This window comes from Azospirillum palustre, assembly GCF_002573965.1.
Taxonomy (GTDB): domain Bacteria; phylum Pseudomonadota; class Alphaproteobacteria; order Azospirillales; family Azospirillaceae; genus Azospirillum; species Azospirillum palustre.
In genome coordinates this window covers 136,936-162,621 of the sequence record NZ_PDKW01000042.1, presented here as the reverse complement: position 1 = coordinate 162,621, position 25,686 = coordinate 136,936, and the positions used below count along the sequence as shown (strand labels likewise).

General features: G+C 67.7%; 20 protein-coding genes. 12 read left to right on the top strand and 8 right to left on the bottom strand.

The window, feature by feature from the left end; genetic code table 11:
- Window positions 1-14 precede the first annotated feature (14 nt).
- Together CRT60_RS18590 and CRT60_RS18585 are read left to right on the top strand one after the other, a co-directional pair.
- Window positions 15-1,805: an acyl-CoA dehydrogenase C-terminal domain-containing protein gene (locus CRT60_RS18590; protein ID WP_098738048.1), complete on the top strand. Its 1,791-nt coding sequence runs from the start codon at window positions 15-17 to the stop codon at window positions 1,803-1,805.
- A gap of 391 nt (window positions 1,806-2,196) precedes the next feature.
- A complete protein-coding gene (locus tag CRT60_RS18585; protein WP_098738047.1) occupies window positions 2,197-2,850 on the top strand; it encodes a response regulator in 654 nt (217 codons plus the stop codon).
- A gap of 82 nt (window positions 2,851-2,932) precedes the next feature.
- Here the strand turns inward: CRT60_RS18585 and CRT60_RS18580 are convergent, their stop codons facing one another.
- From CRT60_RS18580 to mutY, 6 genes are all read right to left on the bottom strand, one after another.
- The gene (locus CRT60_RS18580) at window positions 2,933-3,367 is read right to left on the bottom strand and encodes a CBS domain-containing protein (RefSeq protein ID WP_098738046.1); all 435 of its coding nucleotides are present in this window, start codon (window positions 3,365-3,367) and stop codon (window positions 2,933-2,935) included.
- Window positions 3,368-3,520: 153 nt separating this feature from the next.
- Window positions 3,521-4,228 carry an OmpW/AlkL family protein gene (locus tag CRT60_RS18575; RefSeq protein WP_244592601.1) on the bottom strand — a complete coding sequence of 236 codons (708 nt, stop codon included), beginning with the start codon at window positions 4,226-4,228 and terminating at the stop codon, window positions 3,521-3,523.
- Between the two features lie 156 nt (window positions 4,229-4,384).
- Window positions 4,385-4,909 (bottom strand): hypothetical protein, encoded by a 525-nt coding sequence (locus CRT60_RS18570; protein ID WP_244592600.1) that lies wholly within the window; start codon window positions 4,907-4,909, stop codon window positions 4,385-4,387.
- A gap of 43 nt (window positions 4,910-4,952) precedes the next feature.
- Window positions 4,953-6,092, bottom strand: coding sequence for an NAD(P)/FAD-dependent oxidoreductase (locus CRT60_RS18565; protein ID WP_098738044.1), 1,140 nt, complete (start codon window positions 6,090-6,092; stop codon window positions 4,953-4,955).
- 33 nt (window positions 6,093-6,125) lie between these two features.
- Window positions 6,126-6,842 (bottom strand): DUF1194 domain-containing protein, encoded by a 717-nt coding sequence (locus CRT60_RS18560; protein WP_098738043.1) that lies wholly within the window; start codon window positions 6,840-6,842, stop codon window positions 6,126-6,128.
- Between the two features lie 33 nt (window positions 6,843-6,875).
- Window positions 6,876-7,934, bottom strand: coding sequence for an A/G-specific adenine glycosylase (mutY, locus tag CRT60_RS18555; RefSeq protein ID WP_098738042.1), 1,059 nt, complete (start codon window positions 7,932-7,934; stop codon window positions 6,876-6,878).
- Between the two features lie 184 nt (window positions 7,935-8,118).
- Here mutY and CRT60_RS18550 point away from each other — a divergent pair, with 184 nt between their 5' ends.
- From CRT60_RS18550 to smc, 3 genes are all read left to right on the top strand, one after another.
- A complete protein-coding gene (locus CRT60_RS18550; RefSeq protein ID WP_098738041.1) occupies window positions 8,119-8,592 on the top strand; it encodes a DUF721 domain-containing protein in 474 nt (157 codons plus the stop codon).
- 66 nt (window positions 8,593-8,658) lie between these two features.
- Complete coding sequence (locus CRT60_RS18545) at window positions 8,659-9,321, top strand: DsbA family protein (protein ID WP_098738040.1); 663 nt, start codon at window positions 8,659-8,661, stop codon at window positions 9,319-9,321.
- Between the two features lie 132 nt (window positions 9,322-9,453).
- Window positions 9,454-12,915, top strand: a complete 3,462-nt coding sequence (gene smc, locus CRT60_RS18540) for a chromosome segregation protein SMC (protein WP_098738039.1) — start codon at window positions 9,454-9,456, stop codon at window positions 12,913-12,915.
- Window positions 12,916-12,944: 29 nt separating this feature from the next.
- On the opposite strand, the gene CRT60_RS18535 is transcribed toward smc, so the two are convergent.
- Together CRT60_RS18535 and CRT60_RS18530 are read right to left on the bottom strand one after the other, a co-directional pair.
- A complete protein-coding gene (locus CRT60_RS18535) occupies window positions 12,945-13,997 on the bottom strand; it encodes a hypothetical protein (protein WP_098738038.1) in 1,053 nt (350 codons plus the stop codon).
- 67 nt (window positions 13,998-14,064) lie between these two features.
- Window positions 14,065-15,345, bottom strand: a complete 1,281-nt coding sequence (locus CRT60_RS18530) for an NAD(P)/FAD-dependent oxidoreductase (protein WP_098738037.1) — start codon at window positions 15,343-15,345, stop codon at window positions 14,065-14,067.
- A 168-nt stretch (window positions 15,346-15,513) separates the two neighbouring features.
- On the opposite strand from CRT60_RS18530, the gene CRT60_RS18525 reads away from it, so the two are divergent.
- From CRT60_RS18525 to CRT60_RS18495, 7 genes are all read left to right on the top strand, one after another.
- Complete coding sequence (locus CRT60_RS18525) at window positions 15,514-16,857, top strand: glutamine synthetase family protein (protein ID WP_098738036.1); 1,344 nt, start codon at window positions 15,514-15,516, stop codon at window positions 16,855-16,857.
- 646 nt (window positions 16,858-17,503) lie between these two features.
- Complete coding sequence (locus CRT60_RS18520; RefSeq protein ID WP_098738035.1) at window positions 17,504-20,392, top strand: UbiA family prenyltransferase; 2,889 nt, start codon at window positions 17,504-17,506, stop codon at window positions 20,390-20,392.
- Window positions 20,393-20,453: 61 nt separating this feature from the next.
- On the top strand, window positions 20,454-20,828 hold the full coding sequence (locus CRT60_RS18515) for an EamA family transporter (protein ID WP_098738034.1): 375 nt from the start codon (window positions 20,454-20,456) through the stop codon (window positions 20,826-20,828).
- A 692-nt stretch (window positions 20,829-21,520) separates the two neighbouring features.
- Complete coding sequence (locus tag CRT60_RS18510; RefSeq protein ID WP_098738033.1) at window positions 21,521-22,618, top strand: extracellular solute-binding protein; 1,098 nt, start codon at window positions 21,521-21,523, stop codon at window positions 22,616-22,618.
- A 100-nt stretch (window positions 22,619-22,718) separates the two neighbouring features.
- The gene (locus tag CRT60_RS18505; RefSeq protein WP_098738032.1) at window positions 22,719-23,882 is read left to right on the top strand and encodes an ABC transporter ATP-binding protein; all 1,164 of its coding nucleotides are present in this window, start codon (window positions 22,719-22,721) and stop codon (window positions 23,880-23,882) included.
- Window positions 23,879-24,823: an ABC transporter permease subunit gene (locus CRT60_RS18500; RefSeq protein ID WP_098738031.1), complete on the top strand. Its 945-nt coding sequence runs from the start codon at window positions 23,879-23,881 to the stop codon at window positions 24,821-24,823. The genes CRT60_RS18505 and CRT60_RS18500 overlap by 4 nt, the downstream gene beginning before the upstream one ends.
- Window positions 24,820-25,653 (top strand): ABC transporter permease subunit, encoded by an 834-nt coding sequence (locus CRT60_RS18495; RefSeq protein ID WP_098738030.1) that lies wholly within the window; start codon window positions 24,820-24,822, stop codon window positions 25,651-25,653. The genes CRT60_RS18500 and CRT60_RS18495 overlap by 4 nt, the downstream gene beginning before the upstream one ends.
- Window positions 25,654-25,686: the final 33 nt, after the last annotated feature.

Here is a 25,686-nt window from a genome sequence, read left to right as displayed (position 1 = left end):
GGGAGGAACGAGAGATGCCGATCTACAAGGCTCCGCTTGAGGATGTGCGCTTCGTCCTGGACGAGATCGTCGGCCTGGACAAGCTGTCGGCCCTGCCGGGCTATGAGGACGCCACGCCGGAACTGGTCGGCCAGGTGCTGGAGGAAGGCGCCAAGCTGTGCGAGGAGGTGCTGTTCCCGCTGAACCAGTCCGGCGACGGCGAGGGCTGCCATTTCGAGAATGGCGAGGTCCGCACGCCGAAGGGCTTCAAGGAGGCCTACACCACCTACATCGAAGCCGGCTGGCAGGGTCTGGCCTGCGACCCGGCCTATGGCGGGCAGGGTCTGCCGAAGCTGGTCAACACCATGCTGGAGGAGTTCATCTGCTCCGCCAACCTCAGCTTCGGCATGTATCCCGGCCTGTCGCTCGGCGCCTACAACGCGCTGGCGATGTACGGCTCCGACGAGCTGAAGCAGCGCTTCCTGCCCAAGCTGGTCGATGGCACCTGGTCCGGCACCATGTGCCTGACCGAGCCGCATTGCGGCACCGATCTTGGCATCATCCGCACCAAGGCGGTGCCGGATGAGCAGGGTGCGTTCAAGATCACCGGCACCAAGATCTTCATCTCGGCCGGCGAGCATGACCTGACCGGGAACATCCTGCATCTGGTGCTGGCCCGCCTGCCGGACGCCCCGGCCGGGACCCGCGGCATCAGCCTGTTCCTGGTGCCGAAGTTCATGCCCGACGCCGACGGCACGCCGGGCGCGCGCAACGGCGTCGCCTGCGGCTCCATCGAGCACAAGATGGGCATCAAGGCGTCGTCGACCTGCGTCATGAACTTTGAGGACGCCACCGGCTGGCTGGTCGGCGAGCCGCACAAGGGCATGCGCGCCATGTTCGTGATGATGAACGCGGCCCGTCTGGCCGTGGGCATCCAGGGGCTTGGTCTGGCCGAGGTGTCCTACCAGAACGCCGTCAACTACGCCCGCGAACGGCTTCAGGGCCGCTCGCTGTCGGGGGTGAAGGCGCCGGACAAGCCGGCCGACCCGATCATCGTCCATCCCGACGTGCGCAAGAACCTGCTGACCGCCCGCGCCTTCACCGAAGGGGCGCGTGCGCTGGGCGCGCTGACCGCCTACAAGCTCGACGTGGCGGAAAAGCATCCCGACGAGCGCACCCGCCGCGATGCCGACGAGTTCGTCCAGCTGATGACGCCGATCGTCAAGGCGCTGTTCACCGACATCGGCTTCGATTCGGCCAACATCGCCGTGCAGGTCCATGGCGGCCACGGCTTCATCTGGGAGACCGGCGTCGAGCAGTATGTCCGCGACGCCCGCATCTGCCAGATCTATGAGGGCACCAACGGCATCCAAGCGCTCGACCTCGTCGGGCGCAAGCTGCCGCAGGACATCGGCCGCCTGCTCCGTCACTTCTTCCACCCTGTCGGCCGCGACATCGAAGCGGCGATGGAGAAGGACGAGCTGGGTGAGTTCGTGATGCCGCTGGCCAAGGCCTTCGCCAAGCTGCAGCAGGCCACCGCCCTCATTGCCCAGAAGGGCCTGAAGGATCCGGAGGAGGCCGGTGCCGCCGCCAGCGACTATCTGCGCCTGTTCGGGCTGGTGGCGCTGGGCTGGACCTGGCTGACCATGGTGGAAAAGGCGCAGGCCAGGCTCGAAGCCGGGGAGGGCAACGCCGCCTTCTTCGAGGCCAAGATCAAGACCGCACGCTTCTATATGACCAAGCTGCTGCCGCAGACCAACAGCCTGTTCATCACCATCGCCGCCGGCGCCAAGCCGCTGATGGAACTGGAAGACGCTGCCTTCTGACGGACCTGTCGATCCCTGATCCGACTGTCCTCCAGACTGTGAAACCTCAAAACCGGCCCGGTGCCATAAGATGGCGGCGGGCCGGTTTTTTTCTTTTCCGACAGATCCAGCGGCGCATTCGCACATTGACCTAAAATTGTCATAGCTCTTTGGAAATATCACTGCTGGGAAGTGAGGGCCCCGCTGGCTAGGCCATCGGAGCGGTGACAAAAGTTAATTTCCGGTTGTCGGTCCTCGTCCCTGCGTGTTACATCTCAACAGAGATTACGTTCGGCCGGTGCCTGCTATATCCTTTGGATTTTAGGGAATATGCGGGTGGCGACAACCCCCTCCTTTTCTCAAGCCCTTGGGGCGTCTTTCGGAGGGGCAGCATGGTTCAGGAGTTTGAGCGATGAAGATCCTGATCGGTGATGATCACGTCCTGTTTCGGGAAGGTCTTCGCCGTCTGCTTGAGCAGCTTCGAGACAATGCCACCTTTGCGGAGGCAAGCAATTTCGATGAGCTCCTGGACATGGCGGCATCGAAGGACCAGGCCTATGACCTCGTCCTGACCGACCTGCGCATGCCGGGCTGGCCCGGCTTTTCCGGCATCGGCATGCTGCGTGACCGGCAGCCGAACGCGAAGGTCGTGGTGATCTCCGCGTCCGAGGCGCAGGCCGATGTGCGCGAGGCGCTGGAGAACGGTGCCGCCGGCTATATCCCGAAATCGTCCAGCGTGAAGATCATGCTGAGCGCGCTCGACCTGATTTTCTCCGGCGGCGTCTATGTGCCGGCGACGGTTCTGCGCGAAGGGAACGAACCCGACCAGCGTGGCGGCGGCTCAGTCATTCCGCCGACCGATCCGCAGCTGGAACAGCTGCTGACCCAGCGCCAGCGCGAGGTGCTGGACCGTCTGCGCGAAGGCAAGTCGAACAAGCAGATCGCCCACGAGCTGGGCCTGTCCGAAGGCACGGTGAAGATCCACATGACGGCGATCTTCAAGTCGCTGGGCGTGCGCAACCGCACCCAGGCGGCGATGGCCTTCCCGCAGTCGCACTCGGCCTGACGCCGCTCTTTCCGAGCGAAAAGCAAACGCCCCGCCGGATCGCTCCGGCGGGGCGTTTGCTTTTCTGGCTGCGGGAGCCGGGTCAGCCCATGCCGGCGACGTAGCCGCGCAGCGACTCGACCTCCAGCTCGGCGTCGTCGATGCGGGCCTTCACCACGTCGCCGATGCTGATGACGCCGACCACCCGGCCGGCCTCGACGATGGGCACATGGCGGATGCGCCGTTCGGTCATCACCGCCATCATGTCGGCGACGGTGTCGGTGGGGGCGGCGGTGATCAGCTCGCGCGTCATCAGGTTCGCGGCCGGGCCGTCCAGGGCCGCTGCACCGTTGCGGGCGATTGCCCGCACGACATCGCGTTCCGACAGAATGCCGACCGGCTGCCCGTCGCCGTCGATCACCAGAACGGCGCCGATCCGATGCTCGGTCAGCAGGCGGGTGACGGCGGCAACGCTGTCGTCCGGTGCGGCAGAGACGATCCTGTTGCCCTTGCGCTTCAAAACGGCTGCAACATGCATGGCGATACGGCCTCCCTTCCGATGACCCCTATATCGGAATCATGGGAATGACCGTACAATCCGCAAGGCTGACGGTAAAAAGAAAAAAGGCTGCCTCCCCCAAATGGGAGAGGCAGCCCTTCGGATGCCCGGGAGTGGTCCCGAAACCCGGTCTTAGAAGCGGTAGCCGACGCCGACGCCGACCAGCCACGGATCCAGCGTAACCTTCGAGGTGACCGGCAGGACGGCGGAGCCCAGGCGGGCGTTGGCAGTCACGTCGGTCTTCAGGAAGACCTTCTTGACGTCGAAGTTCAGCGACCAGTTGCCGGTCAGGGCAACGTCGACACCGGCCTGCAGGGCCCAGCCGAAGCGGTTCTTGTAGTTGGTGTCGGTGATGCGCAGGCCGCCGGCGTTGGGGCTCTCGGCCGCATCCTCGTTGTAGAACAGGGTGTAGTTGATGCCGGCGCCGACGTACGGGCTGATACGCTCTTTCGGCAGGAAGTGGTACTGCACGGTCAGGGTCGGCGGCAGCAGCGAGACCTTGCCGATCTCGGTGACGCCACCGGCGGCGGCGACCAGGTTGCCCTTCACGCGGTGACGGCTGGTGCCGGCGATCAGCTCGGCGGCGATGTTGTCGGTGAAGAAGTAGGTGAAATCGACTTCCGGAATGTAGTCGTTGCCGACCTTGGCCGAGCCGACGTCACCCAGCGTCGTGTTGTTGATCGTGCCCTTTTCCTGAGGCAGCACGGCCAGGCCGCGCGCACGGACGACGATGTCGCCGGCCGACTTACCCTTGAAGTCCTGAGCGAGCGACGGGGAAGCGATGGCGACGAGGGCCGAGGTCGCCAGCAGGGCGGCGGCGGCGCGCGACAGGATGGTCATGGGGTCTGCTCCAGGCAATGCGTTGTTGCTGTTCTGTGGCATCAGCCAATGGAGCTATTACCAGACACCGGGTAAGGGTACTAGGGGGGCTACAACCCTTCCTCTCCTGATGCAGCAGCTATGCAACAGTGACGAGTTGTCGCATGGACAAGGAAATCAAGGGTTTGGTTTGATCATCCGTTGCGGAACCAGCGCCATGCAGTTCTGGACGATGGCATAGCATTGGCCAAGTCGCGCCGACCCGCCGGTGGCGCCACCATACACGACGCGCTCGACCACGCCATTCCTCAAACTGAAGGTTGCTTCACAGTCGAAGCTGTTGACTTCATACCCATAGGACGGCCAGCCGGCGCCATAGCCGTAGTAAGGCCAGCCCCAGCCGCCGTAATAGCCCACCGGCGGCGGGCTTGGGTAGGAGACGAGGCGGGAACTGCGGTAGGTGAAGAACTCGCGGTTGTCGACGCTGGCCTGGCGTTCCGGCACCCCGGCGCAGGACAGCAGCGTTGCCTTCGGCATGCCGACCAGGGCTGTCTGCGCCACCAGCGCCTCGTCCGCCGCCGGGTTGGCACAGCCGGCCAGCGCGCCGGCGGCGGCCAGCGCCGCCACGGCAAGAGCCCGCCCGCTCATCGTCCCCCACCGGCGCACCACCGACCGACGCACCACCGACCGACGCACACTCATCGCATGCCTCCTGCGCCCCGACGGGCGACTGCCGACTTTTCTTTCAGCGCTTCCTGGCCGGCGACAGATCCGACTCGGTCACGCCCAGCGCCCGCACATCCTCCGGCAGGCCTCGGGCGGTGGCCAGACCGGCCGCCACCCGGCCCATGGCCGGCGCCGTCTGGATGCCGTAGCCGCCCTGGCCGGCCAGCCAGAAGAACCCTTCCGCATCCGGCGCGAATCCCACCACCGGCACCTTGTCGGCGACGAAGCTGCGCAGGCCGGCCCAGCGGTGGGCCAATCTGCGAACGGAAAAGCGCGAGGCTTGTTCCAGCCGGTCCACCGTAATGGCGACGTCGATGTCCTCCGGCTGCACGTCGCAGGGCTCGATCGGCGTCTGGTCGGCGGGGGAGGCCAGCAGGCGGCCGGCATCCGGCTTGACGTAGAAGGTCTCGGCCACGTCCGACACCATCGGCCAGCCGTCCAGCCCCGCCTTGTCGGCGGGATCCTCGAAAACCGGATCGAAGGTGATGGCGGTGCGCCGCTTCGGCACCAGCCCGACGGTGGCGACGCCGGCCAGCTTCGCCAGCGCGTCCGCCCAGGCCCCGGCGGCGTTCACCACCACCGGTGCGGCAAAGCTGCCGGCCCCGGTCTCCGCCACCCACAACCCGTCTTTCCGAGCGAGCGCTCGCACGTCGGCATCGGTCACCACACGGCCGCCGCGCGCCTTCAGCCCGCGCAGATAGCCCTGGTGCAGCGCATGCACGTCGATGTCGCGCGCATCCGGCTCCCACACGCCGCCGGCGACATAGTCCGGGCGCAGGAAGGGCGCGCGGGCCAGCACCTGTTCGCGGTCGTAGCGCTCCACCGACGGCGTCAGGCTGCGGCCCTGTTCGTATTCCGCGTCCAGCCGGTCGATCTCATGCTCGCGCCCGACGATGAGGACGCCGCGCGGGGTCAGCATCGCATGCTCGGCGAAGCCGGCGGGCGGGTCGGTGTAGAAGCCCCAGCTGGCAACCGTCAGCGCGCGGATCGGCGCCGGACCGTAGGTCTGGGTGTAGAGCGCCGCCGAGCGGCCGGTCGAATGGTAGCCGGGCTGCGATTCGCGCTCCAGCACCAGCACCCGGCCCTGTGCGGCCAGCTCGTAGGCCGCGGATGCGCCGGCAATGCCGGCCCCGATCACCAGGAAATCGACGCGCTCCAACGGTCCCGCTCCTCTCGCCTTGTTATCGGCCGCCTATCTTGCGGCGGCGCTTTGCTGCGGCATGTGATCCGGCAGGGCGACCATTTCAAGGATCAGTTTCTGCCGCAATGCCGCGACGAAGCTGTCCTTGTCCATGGCGCTCTTCACGAAGCTGCCCGGTCCGCCGATCACCGACTCCTCGAAATACTCCTCCAGCCAGGGGAATTCGTCGAGGATGGCGAGGCCGTTGACGACAATGCCGCGCTTCGTCACCCGGTCGCGCGCCTCGGCCGGTTCGATCCCGGCATTGGAAAAGCCGTTTGACACCAGATCGATCACCTGCCGCGGCGCCTTGCCTCCCCGGTCGAACAGCGTTGCCGCCTCGATGAGGGCGCTGCCGATGGCCGTCGAGTCGCCCTGGAAGCCGCGGGGCAGGGCGTCGATGCGGTCGGCGAAACGGCCGGCATCCTCCGGCCTGGTCAGCGCGGTCCAGGGGATCAGCACGCGCAGGCTGTTCGGCCCGGAATAGACCGCCAGCGTCACCCGAGCCCCCGCCGAGGCCAGCGCGTCGGCCACGGCCGGATCGCGGAAGGCGGCGGCATGGCCCTGCAACTGGAACTCCAGGTCGCCGGTGGTGATCGAGGCCGATCCGTCGAGCGCCAGGACCAGCGCCACCCCCGCCTTCCCATCCGTCCCGCCGGGCGGGGCGGCCAGCGCCGCTCCGCACAGGCCGAGCAGGGCCACCAGAAGGGCGATCACGGCACGCGGCATTCCCATCGGCACTCCATCAGGCGTCAGCGCCCGTCACGCATGCGAGAGGGCGTGGCGCACCACCTTCACCATCACCGACGGCAGGGCGTGATCGCCCAGCCGGTCCACCGGCACCCAGGTGCCGTCGGCCAGACGCCAGTCGGCACCGGCCTGTCCGGCGACCACCTCAAGCTCCAGGTGAAAATGGGTGAATGTATGGCGGACCAGACCGGGCAGCCGGCGCCAGCGGGCGGGCAAGGGCTGCTGCGCCGCCACCGCCGCCTCGCCGGGCAACTCCGGCCCCCAGGATGTGGAGGGCACTTCCGCCATCCCGCCGAGCAGCCCTTCCTCCGCCCGGCGGCGCAGCAGGACGGAACCGTCGGGATTCAGCAGCCAGTAGGCGACGCCGCGTCGGGTCGGCTTTTCCGCCTTGGCGACCTTGCGCGGCAGGGTTTCTGCGATGCCGGCGGTGCGCCCCTCGCAATACTCGGCCCATGGGCACAGCATGCATTTCGGCTTGCGCGGCGTGCAGATGGTGGCGCCCAGATCCATCATCGCCTGGGCATAGTCGCCGGGCCGGAAGTCCGGCGTCAGGGTGGCGGCCAGCCGGCGTAAGCTCGGCTTGGCATTGGGCAGCGGTTCCTCCACCGCGAAGATGCGGGCGATCACCCGCTCGACATTGCCGTCCACCACGGTGGCCTTGCGGTCGAAGGCGATGGCGGTGATGGCGGCGGCGGTGTAGGCGCCGATGCCCGGCAGCTCCAGCAGCGCCGCCTCGTTGGCCGGGAACCGCCCGCCATGCCGGTCCACCACCGCGCGGGCGCATTTGTGCAGGTTGCGCGCCCGCGCGTAGTAGCCGAGCCCGGCCCAGGCGACCAGCAGATCGTCCAGCGGAGCGTCCGCCAGATCGCGCACGGCCGGCCAGCGTTCGGTGAAGTTGCGGAAATAGGGGGCCGCGGCGGGGACGGTCGTCTGCTGCAGCATGATCTCCGACAGCCAGACCCGGTAGGGGTCGGCGGTCTCCCCCGGCTTGGCGCGCCAGGGCAGGTCGCGGCGGTGGCGGTCGTACCAGGACAGCAGCCGCCGGGCGGCCTCGATGGAATCTGGAATCATGATGGGAAGAAATAGAGGGTTCCGAGCGTCTGGGGAAGGGAGTGGGCCGGTGCCCGCCCAAGTGTCTGGCCAATCCCCGGCCGGGCGCTGGGCATCGGCCCACGCTTGCGCTAGGGTGCCGCCAACCCACATGACCCGGAACCGGCCGCCCGAGGCCGGGGCCGCACAGGAGTGATCGCAGAGCATGAGCGGACCGCGTCGCATCGGCCAATCCGTTCCGGAGGTCGCCGGCAAGGTGCTGGGCAAGCGCGGGCTTGCCTTCGGCGCCCTGATCACCGACTGGCCGTCCATCGTCGGCCACCAGCTGTCGCTGCGCACCGCCCCTGACAAGCTCAGCTTCCCCCGCGGCAAGCGGGAGGAGGCGACGCTGCACATCCGCGCCATGGGCGCCATCGCGCTGGAGTTGCAGCACCTGGAACCGCAGATCATCGAGCGCATCAACAGCTTCTTCGGCTATCGCGCGGTGGCGAAGATCAGGCTGATCCACGCGGCCCTGCCCTCATCCCCGTCGCCGGTGGTGCGCCCGCGCGCCCTGACGATGGACGAGGAGATCGGCATCACCACCACCACGGCGACCATCGAGGACGAGGAACTGCGCGCCACGCTGGAGCGCTTCGGCCGTTCGCTGATGGCCCGGCCGAAGCGGGCGGCGCGCTAGCCGCCTTGCTGGACGCATGGTTGCGTCATTGTCTATACGTCAACATCTGGTAGGAACGAGGGCAAAGTGAACCGCAAAATTCTGGGACGCAGGTATTTCGGGCTGGCCGGGCTTCTGGCCATCGGCTTCACCGCCGCGTTCGGCACCGCCATGACCGCGGCGCCGTCGGCAGCACGGGCTGCCGCCACCCTGCCGCCGGTGTCGGAGCTGATGGCCGACCGCGTCATGGGCGATGCGAATGCGCCGGTGACGATCCTCGACTATTCGTCGATGACCTGCCCGCACTGCGCCCACTTCCACACCGACATCCTGCCGAAGATCAAGGAAGCCTACATCGACACCGGCAAGGTGAAGCTGATCTTCCGCGACTTCCCCTTCGATCAGGCCGCCCTCACTGCCAGCATGCTGGCCCACTGCGCGCCGGCCGAGCGCTACTATCCGCTGACCGACGTGCTGTTCAAGAGCCAGGCGACCTGGAGCCGCGCGTCCGATCCGGCCAAGGCGCTGGGCCAGTACGGCAAGCTGGCCGGCATGAGCCAGGAGACCATCGACGCCTGCCTCGCCAACAAGGAACTGGCCGACGCCATCCTGAACAGCCGCCTGACCGGCCAGAACCAGTACAAGGTCGAAGCGACCCCGACCTTCATCCTCAACGACGGCAAGGCCCGCATCGAAGGCGCCCAGTCGTTCGAGGAGTTCTCCAAGGCGATCGACAAGCTGCTGAAGTAAGTCTGTCTTCAAGATCCTTGTCAGCGATGCCCACTCCCTGATCCTCCCCGGACTTCTGGCGCCGGAGGGTCGGGGAGCGGGCGATAGTTTTGCAGTGCCCGCACTGTCCAGTACACCGAAGGTTCTTTCCCAGTGCAGTTCACGCGTCTCCGCCTGTCGGGCTTCAAGTCTTTCGTCGATGCCACCGATCTGGTCATCGAACCCGGCATGACCGGCATCGTCGGTCCCAACGGCTGCGGCAAGTCCAATCTGGTGGAGGCGCTGCGCTGGGTGATGGGCGAGACCTCGGCCAAGCGCATGCGCGGCGACGACATGGACGACGTCATCTTCGGCGGCACCTCCAGCCGGCCGGCGCGCAATCTGGGCGAGGTGACGCTGGCGGTCGACAACCGGTCGCGCACCGCGCCCGCCGGTTTCAACGAGCATGACGAGCTGGAGATCACCCGCCGGATCGAGCGCGGGTCCGGGTCCGACTACCGCATCAACGGCAAGCTGGTGCGGGCGCGCGACGTCCAGTTGCTGTTCGCCGACAACGCGTCGGGTGCCGCTTCGCCGGCGCTGGTCAGCCAGGGCAAGGTGGCGCAGATCATCTCGGCCAAGCCGCAGGACCGCCGCGCCCTGCTGGAGGAGGCCGCCGGCATCACCGGCCTGCATTCCCGCCGGCACGAGGCCGAGCTGCGGCTGAAGGCGGCGGAGACCAACCTGACCCGCCTCGACGACGTGATCGGGGCGATGGACACCCAGCTGCAAAGCTTGAAGAAGCAGGCGCGGCAGGCATCCCGCTACCGCAACCTGTCCGACCAGATCCGCAAGGCGGAGGCGGTGCTGTTGCATCTGCGCTGGCTTGCCGCCCAGGAGGAGCGCGCCCGCGCCCATGCCGCCTTCGCCGCGGCCGAGGCGGAGGTGCGCGACCGCATGCTGGCGGTCAACCAGCTGGCCGCGCGCCGCACCGAGGCCGCCGCCGGCCTGCCCGAGAAGCGCCAGGACGAAGCACGGGCGGCGTCTGCCCTGCAACGGCTGGTGATCGCCCGCGAACAGCTGGATGCCGAGGAGAAGCGCGTCGCCGACCAGCAGCGTGCGCTGGAGGCGCGGCTGCGCCAGATTGCCGGCGACCTTGGCCGTGAGGAGGCGCTGGCCGCCGATGCCGGCGAGGCGCTGGCCCGGTTGATGGCCGAGCGCGACCGGATGATCGAGGCGCAGGCCGACGAGGAGATGCTGGAGGAGGCCGCCGGCGAGGCTCTGGCCGAAGCGCGCGAGCAGGTCGACGCGCTCGACCGCGAGCTGACCCGGCTGACCGAGGCGGTCGCCACCGACGAGGCGCGCCGGGCCGCCACCCAGCGTCAGGCCGCCGAACTGGAGGCCCGCGCCGCCGGTCTCGCCAAGCGGCTGGCCGACCAGCAGGCCCAGCGTATGGCGCTGGAGGCGGAGATCGCCGCCCGTGCCGACCTGTCGGAGGCCGAACTGGCGGTCGAGCTGGCCGACCAGCGGCTGGAGCAGGCCCGCGACGCCGCCGAAGCCGCCGAACTGGCGAAGACGGAGGCCGAACCGGCCCAGTCGCGCGCCCGCGAGGCGCTGTCCGCCACCGACAGCGCCCGCGCCCGGTTGCGTGCCGAGGAACGTGCGCTGGCCGAACTGTTGGAGGCCGGTGCCGGCGGGCAGTTCCCGCCGCTGGTCGATGCGGTGACGGTGTCGCCCGGCTATGAGGGGGCTCTGGCCGCCGCGCTCGGCGATGCGCTGACCGCGCCCTTGGACACGGCGGCGCCGGTGCATTGGCGCATGCTTCCCGCCTATGAGGCCGCAGCGCCGCTGCCGGCCGGCGCCGTGCCGCTGTCAAACCATGTGCAGGGCCCGCCCGCCGCCGGCCGTGCGCTCGCCCATATCGCGGTGGTCGCCGACGCCGCCCAGGGTGCGGCCCTGGCGGCGGCGCTGGCGCCCGGACAGGTGCTGGTCAGCCGCGACGGCGGGGCGTGGCGCTGGGACGGGCTGACCGTGCAGGCCGGTGCCCCGACCGCCGCCGCCATCCGCCTGAAGCAGCGCAACCGGCTGGCCGAACTGCGCGGCGAGTTGGAGCTTGCCGAGGAACAGGTCGAGCTGGCGCGCGAAGCGCTGGACGCCGCGAAGCGGACGGTCGAGGAAGCGGCCCAGGCCGACCGCCGCGCCCGCGACGCCGTGCGCGACGGTTTCTCCGCGCTGAACGCCGCCCGCGACCGCCATGCCAAGCTGGCGCGCGAGGCCGACGCCGCATCCACCCGCCTCGCCGCGCTGGCGGAGGCGGTGGAGCGGCTCGTCGCCGAGGAGGGCGAGGCCGCCGCCCGCCGCGACGAGGTGCTGGAACTGCTGGAGCAGCTGCCCGACCCGCGCGAAGGGCGCGAGCAGGTCAACGACCGGCGCACCGCCCTGGCCGAGCGCCGCGCCATCCTGGCCGAGCGGCAGAACGCGCTGGACAGGCTGTCCCGCGAGGCCCAGGCTCGGCGCCAGCGCCTTGCCGCCATCCAGTCGGAAACCGCCTCCTGGGACACCCGCTCCGCCGGGGCCGGCGGCCGGGTCGCCGAGCTGCGCCAGCGTGCGGCGGAGGCGGAGGGCGAGATCGCCCTGCTGGCCGGCCGCCCGACGGAGATTGAGGCGGAGCGCCAGGAGCTTCTCGACCGCATCGCCGTGGCGGAGCGCGACCGCAAGCGCGCCGCCGATGCGCTGGCCGAGTCCGAGTCCCGGCTGGCCGCGACCGAGCAGGCGCTGCACGCTTCCGAAGCGGCGCTGGCCGATGGGCGCGAGGCGCGCGCCCGCGCCGAAGCCGCGGTGTCCGCGGCCCTCCAGCAGGAACGCACCCTGACGGAGCGCATCGCCGAACGGCTGGACTGCCGGCCGGAGGACACCCGCGCCGCCGCCGACCTCGACCCGGCCGAACCGATGCCCGATGCGGGTGCGGTGGAAGCGCGGCTCGACAAGCTGACGCGCGAGCGCGAGAGCATGGGGCCGGTCAACCTGCGCGCCGAGATCGAGGCGGAGGAGCTGGACGCCCAGATCGGCGGCCTGAACGGCGAGCGCGAGGATCTGACCGCCGCCATCGCCCGTCTGCGCCAGGGCATCTCCAGCCTGAACCGCGAGGCGCGCGAGCGTCTGGTCGCCAGCTTCGACGTGGTCAACCGCGACTTCCAGGAGCTGTTCACCCGCCTGTTCGGCGGCGGCAAGGCCTATCTGGAGCTGGTCAACGCCGAGGATCCGCTGAATGCCGGGCTGGAGATCTACGCCAGCCCGCCGGGCAAGAAGTTGCAGGTGCTCTCGCTGCTGTCGGGCGGCGAGCAGGCGCTGACCGCGCTGTCACTGCTGTTCGCCGTCTTCCGGTCGAACCCGGCGCCGATCTGCGTGCTGGACGAGGTCGACGCCCCGCTGGACGAGGCCAATGTCGGCCGCTTCTGCGATCTGGTGGAGGACATCGCGCGGCAGGGCGACACCCGCTTCCTGATCATCACCCACCACCGCCTGACCATGGCGCGGGTCGACCGCCTGTTCGGCGTGACGATGGTGGAGCGGGGGGTGTCGCAGCTGGTCAGCGTGGATCTGAGCCGGGCGGAGGAACTGCGCGGGGTGGCGTAAAGGGGAGGGGCGGCGGAGGCCGCCCGCGCTCATCCCCCCCGCTTCCACACCGTCGTTTCGATGTAGCGGCTCGCCAGGAATCGGTAGGTCTGCTTCTGCAACGCCTCGACTTTGGGCGAGCGCTCCATCGAGATGTCGTCCCAGCCGCGCAGCAGGTCTTCCCACTCCAGGAGCTTGGCGCGCAGGTCGTCGCGGATCTTGCGGATGAACTGGATGGTGGGGTGGAAGTTGCGCAGCGCGCCGACGATGTCGCCGGTCTGGGCGTCGGCCTGATCGAAGATCATGTCGTATTCGCGCACCGGCTTGCGGATCAGCCCCTGCATCCGGTTCAGCTCGCTGCAGAAGGTGCGGTCGGTGCGGTAGATGGTGGCGAGCTTGCCCATCGCCTGATCGATGCGGCGGATATGCCGGAAGCGGTCGCGCAGCGCCTCGATGTAGGACAGTTCCTGCGCCAGATCGTCGATGCGGTCGGTCAGGTACTGTTCGGGGTTGTTGGTCAGCTTCAGCCGCTCGGCGATCTTGGCGAAGGCCGCCTTCATCTTCTCGTGCGTCTGCGGATCGTCCAGCAGCTGTTCCAGCTGCGACTGGTCGGAAACGATGATCTCGTTGCCGGTAAAGGACGAGACGATCTGCATGGTCAGCCGCCCTTTGGCGGCGATGCGGTGCTTGTCCTCCACCGACCAGGAGGCGCGGCCGTCCAGCAACTCGCCGGGAATTTCCTCGCCCGGCCGGATCTGCTTCACGAAGGCCAGCCCCTGTTCGATGACCTCCAGCAGGCGGGCGTCGTGGGTGCCGTCCTCGATCTGGAAGGACTCCATCAGGGTGGGGAAGGCCAGCGCCACCTTCAGATCTCCCAGCAGCATGTTCAGCACGGCATCCTTGCTGTTCGGATCCTGGCAGAAGAAGGCGCCGGGCAGGCTGAAGACCTTGTGCTGGAAATCGAAATGCGTGTCCCGCATCGGCTGGACCAGGACATTCTCCTGCGCCGCCTTCTCGGCGATGGCAGCGTCTGGGGCGGCGTCCTTGCCCGGTGCGGCATCCGAAGAGGGAGGAGTCTCGTCGCTGCTGGAGATGTCGGTCATGGGTGGGGGCGATACTCGGCGGGGGACGGAGGTGGATGGGGGGAGGCCAATGGATTGCTTCCCCAGCCTACAGCAGATCACGCAGACGGAACCACATCATTGCGAGGACCAGCGCCGGGGTGCGGAAACGCCGCCCGCCGGGGAAGGGCGTGTGGGGAATGCGGGCGAACACGTCGAAGCGCCCGGCGGTGCCGCTCACCGTTTCCGCCATCAGCCGCCCGGCCATGCCGGCCAGCGCCACGCCATGGCCGGAATAGCCGTGGGCATAGAGCGTGGTCGGCGACAGCCGGCCCAGATGCGGCATGCGGTTCATCGTGATGGCGACCCGTCCGCCCCAAAAATAATCGACGCGGGCGTCCTTCAGATCCGGATAGATCGCCAGCATCTTCATCCGCATCGCCTGCTTCAGCCCCGGCCCATCGACGCCCGAATAGCTGACGCCGCCGCCGAACAGCAGCCGGTGGTCGGCGGAGCGGCGGAAGTAATCCAGCGAGAACTTCAGGTCCGACACCGCGATGTTGGTCGGCAGCAGGGTCCGTGCCCGTTCCTCGCCCAGCGGTTCGGTGGCGATCATGTAGGTCGCGACCGGCATGATGGTGCGGTCCAGCGCCGGGGCCAGCCCGCCGAGATAGGCGTTGCCGGCCAGGATCAGGTGCCTGGCCGTCACCCGCCCGCGCTCGGTGCGGACCCAGGGCTTCGCCCCGCTGTCCATGGCCAGCACGCGGCTGTTCTCGAAGATGCGAACCCCGGCGGCATCGGCGGCACGGGCGAGGCCCAGCGCGTAGTTCAGCGGGTGCAGGTGGCCGCTGCCCTCGTCCAGCAGGCCGCCGATATAGGCGTCGCTGCCGACATGGGTGCGGATGCCGGCGCGGTCCAGCCGCTGCACCCGGTCATAGCCGTACCCGTCGCGCATCTCGCGTTCCAGCGCCGCCACGTCCTGCATGTGGCGCGGCTTCAGCGCGGCATAGGCGAAGCCCCAGGTCAGGTCGCAGGCGACGGCGTGACGCTCCACCCGCGCGCCGAGCTGGGCCTTCGCCTCCTCGCCGAACTCCCACAGGCGGCGGGCATCCTCCTTGCCGACCCAGCCCTCGATGGTCGCCATCGGCTTGTTGTAGCCGGTGATGATCTGTCCGCCGTTGCGGCCCGAAGCGCCCCAGCCGCACTGTTCCGCCTCCAGCAGGACGACGTCGAAGCCGCGCTCCGCCAGTTCCAGCGCCGCGGTCAGGCCGGTGTAGCCGCCGCCGACGATGCAGACGTCGCAGGCGGCCTCTCCCTCCAGGGAGGGACGGTCGGCACGGGCGGCGGCGGAGGCCGCGTACCAGCTGTTCAGGTAGGAGGCTTTCGGCATGGCCGCAGTTAAGTCCGAGCCGGTGGGGGAGGTCAACGGAAAGGCGGATATTTCACCGAACCGTCATGCGGAACCCTCTGGCGCGTTGCGGCGGAACGGCGTCATAGTGTCGCTGTCGTCCACAGCACGGAGGGGGCTGCCCATAGTCCGGAGCGGTCCGCCATACCCATGGGTTTTATGGAAGACTTCATCAAGAAGAACCGCATTACCGAAGTCGAATGTCTTGTGCCCGACATGTCGGGCATCGCACGGGGAAAGATCGTTCCCGCCGAAAAATTCCTCCGCATCCTGCGCGACCGCGGCCTGCGCCTGCCCGAGGCGATCTTCGTCCAGACCGTGACCGGTGAGTTCCCCGACGACGAGGACATCACCTCGGACGAGAATTCCGACATCTACATGATCCCGGACGAACGGACGATCCGCTTCGTCCCCTGGTACACCGAGCCGACGGCGCAGGTCATCACCGACTGCGTCTATGCCGATGGCCGGCCGGTCGACGTGTCGCCCCGCCATGTGCTGAAGCGCGTGCTGTCGCTCTACGAGGAGCGCGGCTGGAAGCCGATGGTGGCGCCGGAACTGGAATTCTTCCTGGTCCAGGTCAACAAGGACCCCGATTACCCGCTGGTGCCGCCGGTCGGGCGCAACGGCCGGATGGAAAGCGGCCGTCAGGCCTTCGGCATCGACGCGGTCAACGAATTCGACCCGATCTTCGAGGCGGTGTATGATTTCTGCGAGAAGCAGGACATCGACATCGACACGCTGACCCACGAGGCCGGCGCCGCCCAGATCGAGATCAACTTCAACCACGGCGACGCGCTGGAACTGGCCGACCAGGCCTTCCTGTTCAAGCGCACGGCGCGCGAGGCGGCGATCCGCCACCAGATCTATGCCACCTTCATGGCCAAGCCGATGCAGGGCGAGCCCGGCAGCGCCATGCACATCCACCAGTCGGTGGTCGATACCGTCAACGGCCGCAACCTGTTCTCCAACCCCGACGGCACCGACAGCGACCTGTTCATGGCGCACATCGCCGGGTTGCAGAAATACCTGCCCTATGTGATGCCGCTGCTGGCGCCGAACGTCAACAGCTACCGCCGGCTGGTGCCGAACTCCGATGCGCCGATCAATGTGCATTGGGGCCGCGACAACCGCACCACCGGCCTGCGCGTCCCCGTCTCCCAGCCCGACGCCCGCCGGGTCGAGAACCGGGTCGCCGGCGCCGACGCCAACCCCTATCTCGCCATCGCCGCGTCGCTCGCCTGCGGCTATGTCGGCATGACCCAGGGGCTGGAGCCGAACGACCCGATCAAGGGGTCGGCCTACCGCCTCGCCTTCACGCTGCCGCGCCACCAGTCGGAGGCGCTGACCAAGTTCAACGCCTGCAAGCCGCTGAAGGAAATCCTCGGCGAACGCTTCATCGACGCCGTCACCTGCGTGAAGCAGACGGAGTACGAGGCCTACAACCGGGTCATCAGCTCGTGGGAGCGGGAAAACCTGCTGCTGAACGTCTGATCGCACGTGTAAAGCAACGAGAAGGGGCTGCCCGCGGGGACATCCGCCGGCAGCCCTTTTACGTTTTTGGTTCCCTGTTCCTGCGCCGCTGCCGCTGGCTGGCGTCCGTCCGCTCCGTAGCGGGTCGCGCCGGCGGACTCGCCATTCGTGTGCCGTCCCGCCCCGGACATTCGAAAGTTCGGCCCGAAAGCCCGGCCCGTTCGCGCCGCCCACCGCCCGTCCTACCCCAAGCGGTACGATTCTCCTCGCCGGCCGGTCGCCGGGCGCGGTGCTCTGCCACCACCGTGCAACCCGGTTTTGGCGGACGCGCTTAAAAACGCAAGGTCGCCGTTCATCCCTTTATGGCCGGCGGCACACGTAATCGAAGACTTTCAAAGCAAAACCGCAGTGTATTTTCGACCCTGTGAGGAGAGGCAGGGGAAGATACGGTCGCCATTCGGCGGGTTGGCGCCGGTTTGGCATCGCTGCACTTTGTTATCTCCTTTGAAAATAGTCAAGACACGGAGCCGTAGCTTCCGCGGACATGGCATTCCCGCCGCCGCGGCACGCCTTCGATTGTCCTGGCCGATTGACCTGCCCGAGCGGATGAGCCGGAGCCGGGGCAGTGTCGCGACACAAGTGATGGGCAACCGATGGATGGCCAAGCATGAGCATGCAACCTGCGATCCCGTCCCTTCGAACAGGCCTGCGAAGCGTTGGCTGGGTTCAGCGCAGCGTCATCCTCGCGTCGCTGTTCATCGTGCTGACGACCGGGCTGCTGGGGCTGGCGCTGCACCGTGGCGGCCATGCCAGCAACCTGACCGACATCCAGAACCTGTTCGTGCTGGAGAACCCCGACCTGATCCCGGTCGACAGCTGGGACCCGATGATCGCCGCGCTCGACTGGCTGCATGAACGGCCGGGCGAGAATGTCTATGACGGGGTGTTCTTCAAGCAGCACATCAAGTTCCAGTATCCGGTGACCTCGCTGCTGCCGCTGGAGGCGATGAAGGCGCTGGGGGTGCTGAACCTCGTGGCGTTCGAGCGGGTCAACCTGCTGTTCGTGCTGGCGACCGCGGCCGGCATGGCGATCCTGGTGCTGGAGATGGCAGCGTGGCTGCGCCTGCCCGGCGCGCGGGACGACCGGCTGACCCAGGTGCTGCTGGGCGGTTTCGGCTTCATCGCCACCCTGTGCTTCTATCCGGTGCTGAAGGCCTTCTCGCTGGGGCAGGTGCAGGTCTGGCTCAACGCCGCCTTCGTCTTCGCCTGCATCGCCCTGCTGCGCGACCGGCGGGTGCTGTGCGGAGCCCTGCTCGGCGCATCGACGCTGATGAAGCCGCAGATGTCGCTGTTCCTTGCCTGGGCGGCGCTGCGCGGCGACTGGCGGATGGCGGCGGGCTGGGCGGCGGTCGTGGTGCCGGGGGTGGCGCTGGCGACGCTGTTCTACGGCTTCGCCCCGATGGTCGATTACCTCGACGTGCTGCTGTTCATCGGCCGCCACGGCGAGAGCTATCACGTCAACCAGACCGTCAATGGGCTGGTCAACCGCCTGCTGCACAACGGCAACAATCTGGAGTGGTCGGCGGAGGCCTTCGCCCCCTATCACCCGGTGGTCCATATCGCCACGCAGGTTTCCGGCCTTGCCTTCGTCGGCTTCGGCCTGCTGTGGCGGCGGCGCGACCGCGGGGCCGAGCGGATCCTGGCCTTCGTCGTCGCAGGCATCTGCTTCACCGTCGGTTCGCCGGTCGCCTGGGTCCATCATTACGGCATCCTGCTGCCGGCCTTCGCGCTCGCCTTCCTGATCCTGCTGGAGCCTGGGCTGCGGCGTCCGGCCGGGGCGGTCACGCTGCTGGCGGTGGCCTATTTCCTGGCCGGCAACGTCCTGTTCTGGCCGGTCAACGCGCTGGCCGACACGCCGCTGAACGTCCTGCAATCCTACCTGTTCTTCGCCACCCTGATGCTGCTGGGCCTGATCCCGGTGCTGGCCGGCCGGCACGACCGCGCCGCCGCGGCCCTTTGGGGCGGCGAGGGAACGGTCGGGCGCGGTCCTGCCCCCCCGGTGGCGGATGCTGCGCCGTCCGTCGTCGCGCTCCCGCGTGCCGCCGCCGGGACGCCGGTCCCGCCGCCGGTCGCCGAAGAGCCGCCGCTGTTCGTCGATCTCGACGGCACGCTGCTCAGGACCGACCTCCTCTATGAATCGCTGTTCGGCCTGATCAAGGCGCAGCCCTGGGCGGCGCTGCTGGTGCCGGTCTGGCTGGCCGGCGGCAAGGCACGGCTGAAGGCGGAACTGGCCCGCCGGGTGGAGATCGACCCGGCCGGCCTGATCTACAACCCCGCCGTCCTGCAACGGCTGGAGGCGGAGCGCAAGCGCGGCCGGTGGCTGGTGCTGGCGACCGCCGCCCATCACCGCTATGCCGACGCCATCGCCCGTCATCTCGGCCTGTTCGATCAGGTGCTGTCCAGCAGCGATCGCCTGAACCTGAAGAGCGAGCGCAAGCTGGAGGCCATCCGGGCGCAGGTGCCATCGGGCATCTTCGACTATATGGGCAACGACGAGGCCGATTATGCCGTCTGGCGCGCCGCCCGCCGCGGCATCGCGGTGGACGCCGCGGCCGGGGTGGTTCGCCACGCCGCCACGCTGTGCCCGCTGGAGACCATCGCCACCCCGCGCCGGCCGCGCCTGCTGCTGATCCTGAAGGCGCTGCGCCTGCACCAATGGCTGAAGAACCTGCTGGTCTTCGTGCCGCTGGTGGCCGGCCAGAAGCTGGGGGAGGTCGGGCCGACCCTCCAGGCCGTCGGCGCCTTCTTCGCCTTCGGGCTGTGCGCGTCGAGCATCTATGTGCTGAACGACCTGCTGGACCTGCCGGCCGACCGCCGCCATCCGCGCAAGCGCCGCCGTCCCTTCGCCGCCGGCGACCTGCCGCTCGACCTCGGCCTGTCGCTGATCCCCGGCCTGCTGCTGGCCAGCCTCGTCCTGTCGCTGGTGGCGTTGCCGCCGCTGTTCCTGGCGGCGCTGGCGACCTATGCCGCCTCGTCGCTGTTCTACAACCTGTTCGCCAAGAACCGGGTGATCTGGGACGTGATGCTGTTGGCCGGACTCTATTCGCTGCGGGTGCTGGGCGGCGCCACGGCGACGGCCATCGTCCCGTCCTTCTGGCTGCTCGCCTTCTCGATGTTCCTGTTCCTCAGCCTCGCCATGGTGAAGCGCTATTCGGAGATGGACAGCATGTTGAAGCTCGGGTTGGGGCAGGCGGAGGGCAGGGGGTATGTGACCGCCGACATGCCGGTCCTGCAATCCATCGGCGTGTCGGCCGGCTTCCTCTCGGTGCTGGTGATGGCGCTCTACATCAACAGCCCGGAGGTCGGGCGCGTCTATGACCAGCCGCAGGCGCTGTGGATCATCTGTCCGCTGCTGCTCTTCTGGATCGGGCGGGTGTGGCTGCAAACCCACCGCGGGCTGATGCACGACGACCCGGTGGTGTTCGCCGCCCGCGACAAGTGGAGCATCGCCATCGGGCTGGTCTGCGGCGTCGCGCTGATCCTCGGTCGGGCGTGACGCCGCTTGGCCGGGCGTGAGCCGCCGCCCTCCATCCTTCCGTCATCCTTCCGGAGTCGCCATGCCCATCGCCGTCGTCGGACTGATCCTGCTGAGCGTCACCCTGTCCGCCATCGCGCAGATTTCCCTGAAGATCGGCATGTCCAGCCCCGCGGTGTCGACCGCGCTGGCGCGGGGGGAGGCCGGGCAGATCGCCCTGTCGGTGGTCGCCACGCCGCACATCCTGACCGGCCTGGCCTGTTACGGGCTGGGCATGGTGGTGTGGCTGGCGGTCCTGGCGAAGGTCGACGTTTCCATGGCCTATCCCTTCGTCGGGCTGGGCTTCCTGGTCACGCTGGCGCTCGGCATGCTGCTACTGGGGGAGACGGTCAGCCTGACCCGTCTGATCGGCACGCTGCTGGTGGTGCTGGGCGTGATTCTGACGGCACAGAGTTAAGGCACCGTAAACCAAACCGGAGCCCTGGCGGTAAAACAGGAAGGCGTCGCGACAATAGTCGCGGCGCCTTCTTTTGCATTGCAACACCATCATCGGCACACGACTGTCTGCGTGCCATTGAGTACCATGATATGACGACAGGTTTCGTCACGGTATCTTTCAATTTGAAAATGAAATGACACGATTCGGGCATTGACCGGAAAAGAATGGTGGGTATAACTGACCGCATATTCGCGAGCACAAATACCAGGGCACGCAATTTTAAAGACGGGCGACCCAGGTTTCGGCCGGCAGGCCGTTATCTGGGGAAAGGGTTTCCTTTGCCGGCCGCGACACTCCCTTGCGGGTTCTCCGGAACCCCTGGGGTCGCGGCCGGTCGCCATTTGCCAGCCCCGGGGCCCGGATCGCCGCCCGCGCCACCCAGCAGCCAATTCCCCGGTGGCGATTCGCAGCGTCGGAGCCGGGTCTTCGCCCCGACCGGCCCGCTGCGACATTCGGTGTGTAGACGATTGATTGCGCATGGCTTCGCGGAGATGGCCGCCGCCTGGAAACCAGTCCCGCAAACCAGCCTCCGACCATGACCCAAACCGTTGACAACATGCCCGGGCGTGGGTGCAATAGCGCCCGCGAGCCGGGCCAGCCGTTGGGATGTGGCGGCGCCCGCAACACACACGAACAGGTCGGGGCAAATCATGAAAAAACTCGCTCTCAGCCTCATCGGCGCGGTCGCGGCGATCGCCATTGCCGGCCCGGCGATGGCCCAGGCCAAGAAGCCGGTCAACATCTACATCTGGAACGATTATCTGGGTGAAACGACCCTCGCCGACTTCACCAAGGCCACGGGCGCTGAGACGAAGGTCGACCTGTACGACAGCCTGGAACTGCTGGAGCAGAAGGTGCTCGTCGGCAAGTCCGGCTATGACGTGATCGTGCCCACCGCGGAGCCGACCCTGTCCCGCCTGATCCAGGCCAAGGTGGTGGGCCCGCTCGACAAGTCGAAGATCCCCAACTACAAGAACATCGACCCGAAGGTCCTGAAGCTGCTGGAGAATTCCGATCCCGGCAACAAGTACGCCGTGCCCTATCTCGGCGGCACCGTCGGCATCGCAATCATTCCGGAAAAGATCAAGGCCGTCGCCCCCGACGTGGCGCTCGACAGCTGGGATCTGATCTTCAAGCCGGAGGTGGCGAAGAAGGTCGCGGCCTGCGGCATCACCGTGATGGATTCGGCCATCGACGTCATCCCGTCGGTGCTGAACTATCTCGGCCTCGACCCGAACTCCGAGAAGAAGGAGGATCTGGACAAGGTCGAGAAGACGCTGATGGCGGTCCGCCCCTACATCAAGCGCTTCGTCACCGGTGAGAACATCAACATCCTGGCCGGCGGCGACGCCTGCGTCGTGATGGCCTACAACGGCGACGCCATCCAGGGCGCCGCCCGCGCCGCCGAGGCCAAGAGCGCCAAGGTCGAATACATCACGCCGAAGGAAGGCGTGCAGGTCTGGTGGGACACGCTGGCGGTTCCGGCCGACGCGCCGAACAAGGACGGCGCCTACGAGTACATCAACTTCGTGCTCGACCCGGCCAACATGGCGAACATCTCCAACAAGGTCAGCTACGCCAACGCGGTGCCGGCCTCGCTGGCGACGGTCGCCGACGACATCAAGTCGAACCCCGGCATCTTCCTGCCGGCCGACAGCAAGCTGAAGCTGTTCTCGCTGAAGCAGATCAAGCAGGCCACCGACCGCGCCCGCACCCGCGTGTGGACCAAGGTCAAGACCGGCAAGTAAGCCGGGCCCCCTTAAGAAGCGCCCCCATGGCGCTGGCCCGCCCCGGCCGATCCCCAGCGATGGGGAGCGGCCGGGGCGTTGTCATGAAAGAGGAAACCGGATGGCCGGTCAGCCGATTCGCAAGCCCACCCGCCTGGAACCGTGGCAGGACGCGGGCCAGACTCCCTATGTCCGCATCGAGAAGGTGACGAAGACCTTCGGCGATTTCGTCGCCGTGGACGAGGTCAGCCTGTCGATCTACCGCAACGAGTTCTTCGCCCTGCTCGGCGGCTCCGGCTCCGGCAAGACGACGCTGCTGCGCATGCTGGCGGGGTTCGAACAGCCGACCGAGGGCAAGATCTACATCGACGGCGTCGATATGGCCGGCATCCCGCCCTATGAGCGGCCGGTCAACATGATGTTCCAGTCCTACGCCCTGTTCCCGCACATGACGGTGGAGCAGAACGTCGCCTTCGGCCTGAAACAGGACGGGGTGGCGAAGGCGGAGATCCGCGACCGCGTGACGGAGATGCTGGGGATGGTCCAGCTCTCGGCCTTCGGCAAGCGCCGCCCGCACCAGCTGTCCGGCGGCCAGCGCCAGCGCGTGGCGCTCGCCCGCTCGCTGGTCAAGCGGCCGAAGCTTCTGCTGCTGGACGAGCCGCTGGGCGCGCTCGACAAGAAGCTGCGCGAGCGCACGCAGTTCGAACTGGTCAACATCCAGGAAAAGCTCGGCGTCACCTTCATCGTCGTGACCCACGACCAGGAAGAGGCGATGACCATGTCCTCGCGCATCGCCGTGATGAATCACGGCGTGATTGCGCAGGTCGGCACGCCGACCGAGATCTACGAATACCCGCACAACCGCTTCGTCGCCGAATTCATCGGCTCGATCAACATGTTCGACGGCCGCGTCGTCTCGACCGAAGGCGATCAGGTGCTGGTCGCCTCGGAGGAGGCCGGCTGCGAGTTGCTGATCGCCCACGCCACCCCGGCGCCGGCCGGCTCGCCCGTTTCCGTCGCCATCCGGCCGGAGAAGATCGCCCTGTCGAAGGAGCCGCTGCCGGGTGGTCCCGCCGGCGAGGGCGGCCGCAACTCCACCACCGGCATCGTGCGCGAGATCGCCTATCTCGGCGACGTGTCGATCTATCTGGTGCAGCTGCCGACCGGCAAGACGGTGCGCGTCACCGCCCCGAACGTCACCCGCCGCACCGAAATGCCGATCACCTGGGAGGACGAGGTGACCCTGACCTGGCGTCCCTTCGCCGGCGTGGTGCTGACCCAATGAGGACGGTCGTCTCCGTCCTCGTGTCCGGGCTCAGCCGGATCGGGCTGTGGGGCCGCGGCGTGGTCGTCGCCATCCCCTATCTGTGGCTGCTGCTGTTCTTCATGGTGCCCTTCCTGATCGTTTTCGGCATCAGCTTCTCCGAATCGATCATCGCCCAGCCACCCTATTCGTCGCTGGTGGAATGGCTGACCGACGAGGATGCCGGCACCTCGAAGCTGCAGATCCTGCTGAACATCAGCAACTATTTCCGGCTGGGCGGGGACGACCTCTACATCCTCGCCTACCTGAATTCGCTGCGCATCGCGGCGGTGACCACGCTGATGTGCCTCGCCATCGGCTATCCCATGGCCTATGCCATCGCCAGGGCCGACCCGGCCCGGCGCGGGCCGCTGATGATGCTGGTGATCCTGCCCTTCTGGACCAGCTTCCTGATCCGCATCTATGCCTGGATCGGCATCCTCAAGGGCAATGGCGTCATCAGCAACCTGCTGGAATGGGTGGGCATCACCAGCGGGCCGGTCGAGATCCTCTATTCCGACTGGGCCGTCTATATCGGCATGACCTACTGCTATCTGCCCTTCATGGTCCTGCCGCTCTATTCGACGCTGGAGAAGATGGACCCCAGCCTGCTGGAGGCGGCGGCCGACCTCGGCTCCCGTCCCTTCAAGTCCTTCCTGTCGATCACGCTGCCGCTGTCGCTGCCCGGCATCATCGCCGGCTCGCTGCTGGTCTTCATCCCGGCGGTGGGCGAGTTCGTGACGCCGGAACTGCTGGGCGGCCCGGACACGCTGATGATCGGCCGCGTGCTGTGGAACGAGTTCTTCGCCAACCGCGACTGGCCGGTGGCGTCGGCGGTGGCCATCGCGCTGCTTCTGGTTCTGGTGGTGCCGATCATGATCTTCCAGCATGTGCAGGGCAAACAGGCGGAGGCCGGGCAATGAAACGGTTCGGGTTCCTGTCCTGGGCGCTGCTGTTCGGCTACGCCTTCCTCTATGTCCCCATCGCGCTGCTGGTCGTCTTCAGCTTCAACGAGTCGCGGCTGGTGACGGTGTGGAGCGGCTTTTCGACCAAATGGTATGCCGAACTGCTTCACAACGATGCGTTGCTGGATGCGGCTTTCCTGTCCTTCCAGGTGGCGGCGGTGTCGGCGACTCTGTCGGTGCTGCTGGGCACCTGCGCCGGGCTGGCGCTGACCCGCTTCGGGCGGTTCCGCGGCCGCACCCTGTTCGGCGGCATGATCACCGCCCCGCTGGTCATGCCGGAGGTCATCACCGGCCTGTCGCTTCTGCTGCTGTTCGTGGCGATGGAGCAATGGCTGGGCTGGCCCGACGGGCGCGGCGTCACCACCATCACCATCGCCCACACCACCTTCACCATGTCCTATGTCGCCGTGGTCATCCAGTCGCGGCTGGCCGGCATGGACGGCAGCCTGGAGGAGGCGGCGATGGATCTGGGCGCCCGCCCGGCCAAGGTGTTCTTCGTCATCACCCTGCCGCTGATCGCCCCGGCGCTGGTCGCTGGCTGGCTGCTGGCCTTCACCCTGTCGCTGGACGACGTGGTGGTGGCGAGCTTCGTCTCCGGCCCCGGATCGACGACGCTGCCGATGGTGATCTTCTCCAGCGTGAAGTTCGGCATCAGCCCGCAGATCAACGCGCTGGCGACGCTGATGGTTCTGGTGGTGGCGACCGGCATCTTCGTTGCCAGCATCGTCATGGCCCGCCAGGAACGGCAGCGCAAACGCGACGAGCAGATGGCGATCCAGAACGGCTGACCGACCTTTAGAAGCGTTCCGCAGACCTACCCA

What these genes read in the sequence shown, in the direction of transcription:
- CRT60_RS18590 (WP_098738048.1), top strand. Translation starts at nt 15, where the DNA reads ATGCCGATCTACAAGGCTCCGCTTGAGGATGTGCGCTTCGTCCTGGAC.
- CRT60_RS18585 (WP_098738047.1), top strand. Translation starts at nt 2,197, where the DNA reads ATGAAGATCCTGATCGGTGATGATCACGTCCTGTTTCGGGAAGGTCTT.
- CRT60_RS18580 (WP_098738046.1), bottom strand. Translation starts at nt 3,367, where the DNA reads ATGCATGTTGCAGCCGTTTTGAAGCGCAAGGGCAACAGGATCGTCTCT.
- CRT60_RS18575 (WP_244592601.1), bottom strand. Translation starts at nt 4,228, where the DNA reads ATGACCATCCTGTCGCGCGCCGCCGCCGCCCTGCTGGCGACCTCGGCC.
- CRT60_RS18570 (WP_244592600.1), bottom strand. Translation starts at nt 4,909, where the DNA reads ATGAGTGTGCGTCGGTCGGTGGTGCGTCGGTCGGTGGTGCGCCGGTGG.
- CRT60_RS18560 (WP_098738043.1), bottom strand. Translation starts at nt 6,842, where the DNA reads ATGCCGCGTGCCGTGATCGCCCTTCTGGTGGCCCTGCTCGGCCTGTGC.
- mutY (WP_098738042.1), bottom strand. Translation starts at nt 7,934, where the DNA reads ATGATTCCAGATTCCATCGAGGCCGCCCGGCGGCTGCTGTCCTGGTAC.
- CRT60_RS18550 (WP_098738041.1), top strand. Translation starts at nt 8,119, where the DNA reads ATGAGCGGACCGCGTCGCATCGGCCAATCCGTTCCGGAGGTCGCCGGC.
- CRT60_RS18535 (WP_098738038.1), bottom strand. Translation starts at nt 13,997, where the DNA reads ATGACCGACATCTCCAGCAGCGACGAGACTCCTCCCTCTTCGGATGCC.
- CRT60_RS18530 (WP_098738037.1), bottom strand. Translation starts at nt 15,345, where the DNA reads ATGCCGAAAGCCTCCTACCTGAACAGCTGGTACGCGGCCTCCGCCGCC.
- CRT60_RS18525 (WP_098738036.1), top strand. Translation starts at nt 15,514, where the DNA reads ATGGGTTTTATGGAAGACTTCATCAAGAAGAACCGCATTACCGAAGTC.
- CRT60_RS18520 (WP_098738035.1), top strand. Translation starts at nt 17,504, where the DNA reads ATGAGCATGCAACCTGCGATCCCGTCCCTTCGAACAGGCCTGCGAAGC.
- CRT60_RS18515 (WP_098738034.1), top strand. Translation starts at nt 20,454, where the DNA reads ATGCCCATCGCCGTCGTCGGACTGATCCTGCTGAGCGTCACCCTGTCC.
- CRT60_RS18510 (WP_098738033.1), top strand. Translation starts at nt 21,521, where the DNA reads ATGAAAAAACTCGCTCTCAGCCTCATCGGCGCGGTCGCGGCGATCGCC.
- CRT60_RS18505 (WP_098738032.1), top strand. Translation starts at nt 22,719, where the DNA reads ATGGCCGGTCAGCCGATTCGCAAGCCCACCCGCCTGGAACCGTGGCAG.
- CRT60_RS18500 (WP_098738031.1), top strand. Translation starts at nt 23,879, where the DNA reads ATGAGGACGGTCGTCTCCGTCCTCGTGTCCGGGCTCAGCCGGATCGGG.
- CRT60_RS18495 (WP_098738030.1), top strand. Translation starts at nt 24,820, where the DNA reads ATGAAACGGTTCGGGTTCCTGTCCTGGGCGCTGCTGTTCGGCTACGCC.